Below are 4,322 nucleotides of genomic sequence, written 5' to 3' on the forward strand. Positions count from 1 at the left end.
CCCCCCCCCCCCCCCCCCCCCCCCCCCCCCCCCCCCCCCCCCCCCCCCCCCCCCCCCCCCCCCCCCCCCCCCCCCTCTGCTCCTACAAGGGTTGTGCAAAGCCAGAAACAATTCAGGCCGTGAAGCGAAAGCGTTCACGGCCTGTTTGTTTGTAGCGTGTTTATTTATACAACTGCAGGATTTAAACCGAGTGATAGGTCGGCAAGGCGAACCGTTGCTGACTTTGCAGCATGGAGATCTGCGGCAGTTCGCTGGCCTGTTCGGCGACGTCACGACGTATCGCGCTGATCACCCACGACAGCTGATCGCCGGCATGCAATTGCTGGTAGGAAATCGAACGTTTGAAGACTTTGCCGTCCGTACTGCGCAGGGTCAGCAGAATGCCACCGTCAGGCCGTGGCTGGGTGGTCACTTCGAAGTTGGAGAATAGCGACGAAAATTTTTCCTGGATCAGGCTCATGTCTATCAGCTCCGTTTGTGCTTGAAGGGCAACATGGAGAGGTAGTTGCAGTGATTGTGCCAGCCCCTGATTTTTTAAAAATACATATAAATCAATAGGTTAGTAATTAGGCGTTTTTATGCTTTCGTGCAATCTGCATGAATGGCCATCGTGCATCCTGCATTTTGCGTGGTCGGTCGCGATTCGATGGAACCAATCACGACGCCAGGGTTCCGCTTTTCGATCGCCGGTCCAGACGCTTGGGTCGCGGATACAAAACATTGCAAAAACCGCGTGTACAGCTCAAGAACCGCTGACGTATTTTCGGCCTCAAACAACGCCACCCGACAATAAGAAAATCGAACGGGAGCATCAATGAGCCGCACGCTGAACGACACGATTACCTGGGGCATGATGCTCCGCAAGCTGCCTTCCATTGCCAAAGCCATTCCCCGCGTGGTGAAGGGCATGAAAGCCGCCAACGTCAAGGACCCGACCCAACCGTGTGGCCTCGGCTGGAGCTTCGAGCAGGCGACGTTGCGCAACCCCGATGGCCCGGCCTTGCTGCAGGGTGAGGTGATACTCACTTATGCCCAGGTCAATCAGTGGGCCAATCGCATTGCCCATCACCTGATTGCCCAAGGCATCGGCAAGGGCGATGTGGTGGCGATCTTTATCGAGAACCGTCCGGAGCTGCTGGTGACGATATTGGCGGTGGCCAAGGTCGGCGCGATCAGCGCCTTGCTCAATACCTCCCAGACCCGCGATACCCTGGCCCATAGCCTGAACCTGGTGGCGCCGGTGGCGATCGTGGTCGGAGAAGAGCTGGTTCCAGCCTTTAATGCGGTACGCGAGCGGGTGTCTATCGATACGGCGCGCACCTGGTTTGTCGCCGATCAAGACACTTATCGCGATCCGGGCAATTCGCCCGATGGCTTCATCAACCTGATGACGGTCAGCGCCCAAGCGTGCGGCGATAACCCCGTCAGCAGCCAGCAGGTTTTTCTCGACGATCCTTGTTTCTACATTTATACCTCGGGCACCACCGGGTTGCCCAAAGCCGGGGTGTTCAAACACGGCCGCTGGATGCGCAGCTCCGCCAGCTTCGGGCTGATTGCCCTGGACATGCAGCCGCAAGACGTCGTCTATTGCACCTTGCCGCTGTACCACGCCACCGGGCTCTGCGTGTGCTGGGGCTCGGCAATCAGCGGGGCGTCGGGGTTTGCCATCCGCCGCAAGTTCAGCGCCAGCCAGTTCTGGAGTGACGTGCGCAAATACCAGGCGACCACCCTCGGTTACGTCGGCGAATTGTGCCGTTACCTGGTGGATCAACCGCGCAGCGTCGACGACAGTCGCCACAACGTGACGAAGATGATCGGCAATGGTCTGCGCCCCGGCGCGTGGAGCGAGTTCAAGACGCGTTTTGCCGTTGACCATATCTGCGAGCTGTACGCCGCCAGCGACGGCAATATCGGCTTCACCAACATCCTCAACTTCGACAACACCATCGGTTTTTCCCTGATGTCATGGGAACTGGTGGCGTACGACCACGACAGCGGCGCACCCACGCGAGATACCAAGGGTTTCATGCGCAAAGTGGCCAAGGGCGAGCAGGGTTTGCTGCTGGCGAGGATCGACGACAAGGCGCCGCTGGACGGCTACACCGATCCGCAGAAGACCGCAAAAGTCGTGCTCCACGACGTGTTCAAGAAGGGCGACCACTACTTCAATACCGGTGACCTGCTGCGCAACATCGGTTTTGGCCACGCGCAGTTTGTCGATCGCTTGGGCGACACCTACCGCTGGAAGGGTGAAAACGTCTCGACCACCGAGGTCGAGAACATCCTCCTGCAACATCCGCAGATCGCCGAAGCCGTGGCTTATGGCGTGGAAATCCACAACACCAACGGGCGTGCCGGGATGGCGGCAATCACGCCGGCTGAATCCCTGGCGACCCTGGATTTCAGCGAGTTGCTGGCTTTCGCCAGACAGCAAATGCCTGCCTATGCAGTGCCACTTTTCCTACGGGTGAAAGTGAAAATGGAAACCACCGGAACCTTCAAATACCAGAAGACGCGACTCAAGGACGAAGCCTTCGACCCGAACAAAACCGGCGAGGACCCGATCTACGCCTGGTTGCCGGGCACCCAGACTTACGTGCAAGTCACCGAGCAGGTGCTGGCGGATATCCAGGGCGGCAGGTATCGCTATTGAATGTGGCTATAGCCATCCATGAGAAAAAAGAAGTGACAGGTTCCGGAGCGCTCGGGAAACTATCGGCTTTCCGATTGACCGAATGTGGAGTCCCCAATGTCAGACAAAAGCCGCCAGATGACGCCCGAAGAGGCTGCTGAATTTGCCGAACAGGTGTTCAACAAAGCGCGCGAGGGCGATGCGGCCATGATGGCTGCGCTGCTGACCAAGGGCTTGCCACCTAACCTGCGCAACCACAAGGGCGACACCTTGCTGATGCTCGCCGCGTACCACGGCCATGTCGAGACGGTAAAAGTCCTGCTCGAGCACAAGGCCGACCCGGAAATCCGCAATGACAACGGCCAGAGCCCGATTGCCGGCGCGGCATTCAAAGGTGATCTGGCGGTGGTCAAGGCGCTGGTTGAAGGTGGCGCGCAAGTGGAAGGTTCGTCCTTCGACGGTCGCACTGCGTTGATGATGGCGGCAATGTTCAACCGCGTCGAAATCGTCGACTACCTGATCAGCAAAGGCGCCGACCCGAAAGCCAAGGATGCCAACGGCGTATCCGCGCTGGACGCGGCCAAAACCATGGGGGCGGTGGATACCACGGCTCAGCTGCAGAAACTCCTGGCCTGATCTCAAATCCGTAGGAGCGAGGCTTGCCCGCGAAGAACGATAACTCGGTTTCCCAGTTAAACCGCATCATCTTCTTCGCGGGCAAGCCTCGCTCCTACATGTAATGCGTTATCCTTCGCGCCCTCAAATCTCCCTCGCTACAGGATCCACCTCATGAAAGCCGCACTCGTCGAACTCATCAGCAAAATCAGCTCCGGGTGCATGAGCGATGACGAAATCCTGAAAGTCGCTGACGAAGCGGCTCAGGCCTACGCCGATCCAGAAGCTTTTCTGACGGCCAATCCGGACATCAACTACGACGACACCTTCCCGATCCCGTTGGGTGAGTGGGTGGTCGTCGGCAGCTTGCCGGAAACCGTGCTGTTCCAGGCCGACACCTACATGGACCTGTTCGCGCAGATCGTCGCTTCGTTCGGCCCCGGCGTCGATTTCAACATCAAACCCAAGCAACTGGCCAAGACCGAAGCCCTGACGGCGCTCAATCGCATTCAGGTGCAGATGAGCAGCATGAACAAGGAAAACGGCGGTTACACGCTGATGAACTTCAGTCAGTTGCTCGACGACGAACTGCAAGTGGTGCTGGTCTACGGTAATGACGTGCCACGGGTGCTGGAGTTGTGCGCCGAAGTCGGCATCGCCGCGGCGCCATCCCTGGAAGCCCTGAAAGTCGCGATCCACGTCTGAAGCCGTCTACGACGCTAATAAAACGGAACCCTCGTAAGGCCCGACTATCCTAAGAGGGCATACCACTCTTCGGGAGCGTCACCATGGGTTCCACGTTCAACAGCCTGGTTGGCCTGATTGTTCTTGCCCTGGATATCTGGGCCATCATCAACGTGCTTAAAAGTGGCGCCGAGACCGGGATGAAAATCATCTGGGTGCTATTGATCCTCCTGCTGCCGGTCCTGGGCCTGATCATCTGGGCCATCGCCGGGCCACGAGGTAACGTGCGGATCTGATCGGTTTCGCCTGCAACACAGAACCTGTGGGAGCGGGGGGGGGGGGGGGGGGGGGGGGGGGGGGGGGGGGGGGGGGGGGGGGGGGGGGGGGGGGG

The 4,322-nt window shown here is 59.0% G+C and carries 5 protein-coding genes; 4 read left to right on the forward strand and 1 reads right to left on the reverse strand.

What is annotated here, in order from left to right; genetic code table 11:
* Positions 1 to 181: 181 nt before the first annotated feature.
* Positions 182 to 460: a DUF3509 domain-containing protein gene (locus AC1RQB_RS28090; RefSeq protein ID WP_007898807.1), complete on the reverse strand. Its 279-nt coding sequence runs from the start codon at positions 458 to 460 to the stop codon at positions 182 to 184.
* 354 nt (positions 461 to 814) lie between these two features.
* Here AC1RQB_RS28090 and AC1RQB_RS28095 point away from each other — a divergent pair, with 354 nt between their 5' ends.
* The 4 genes from AC1RQB_RS28095 (at position 815) to AC1RQB_RS28110 (ending at position 4,227) form a co-directional block, all read left to right on the forward strand.
* Positions 815 to 2,653 carry a long-chain-acyl-CoA synthetase gene (locus AC1RQB_RS28095; protein ID WP_063342990.1) on the forward strand — a complete coding sequence of 613 codons (1,839 nt, stop codon included), beginning with the start codon at positions 815 to 817 and terminating at the stop codon, positions 2,651 to 2,653.
* Positions 2,654 to 2,749: 96 nt separating this feature from the next.
* Positions 2,750 to 3,268, forward strand: coding sequence for an ankyrin repeat domain-containing protein (locus AC1RQB_RS28100; protein ID WP_007898805.1), 519 nt, complete (start codon positions 2,750 to 2,752; stop codon positions 3,266 to 3,268).
* Positions 3,269 to 3,421: 153 nt separating this feature from the next.
* Positions 3,422 to 3,952: a hypothetical protein gene (locus AC1RQB_RS28105; RefSeq protein ID WP_008076371.1), complete on the forward strand. Its 531-nt coding sequence runs from the start codon at positions 3,422 to 3,424 to the stop codon at positions 3,950 to 3,952.
* A gap of 83 nt (positions 3,953 to 4,035) precedes the next feature.
* Entirely contained in the window at positions 4,036 to 4,227 is a 192-nt protein-coding gene (locus AC1RQB_RS28110) for a PLDc N-terminal domain-containing protein (RefSeq protein WP_063342991.1), read from the forward strand.
* Positions 4,228 to 4,322: the final 95 nt, after the last annotated feature.

This window comes from Pseudomonas sp. GW822-FHT02E03, from assembly GCF_058802325.1.

Excerpts from the sequence above, each read along its gene's own strand:
- AC1RQB_RS28090 (WP_007898807.1), bottom strand. The coding sequence starts at position 460 with ATGAGCCTGATCCAGGAAAAATTTTCGTCGCTATTCTCCAACTTCGAA.
- AC1RQB_RS28095 (WP_063342990.1), top strand. The coding sequence starts at position 815 with ATGAGCCGCACGCTGAACGACACGATTACCTGGGGCATGATGCTCCGC.
- AC1RQB_RS28100 (WP_007898805.1), top strand. The coding sequence starts at position 2,750 with ATGTCAGACAAAAGCCGCCAGATGACGCCCGAAGAGGCTGCTGAATTT.
- AC1RQB_RS28105 (WP_008076371.1), top strand. The coding sequence starts at position 3,422 with ATGAAAGCCGCACTCGTCGAACTCATCAGCAAAATCAGCTCCGGGTGC.
- AC1RQB_RS28110 (WP_063342991.1), top strand. The coding sequence starts at position 4,036 with ATGGGTTCCACGTTCAACAGCCTGGTTGGCCTGATTGTTCTTGCCCTG.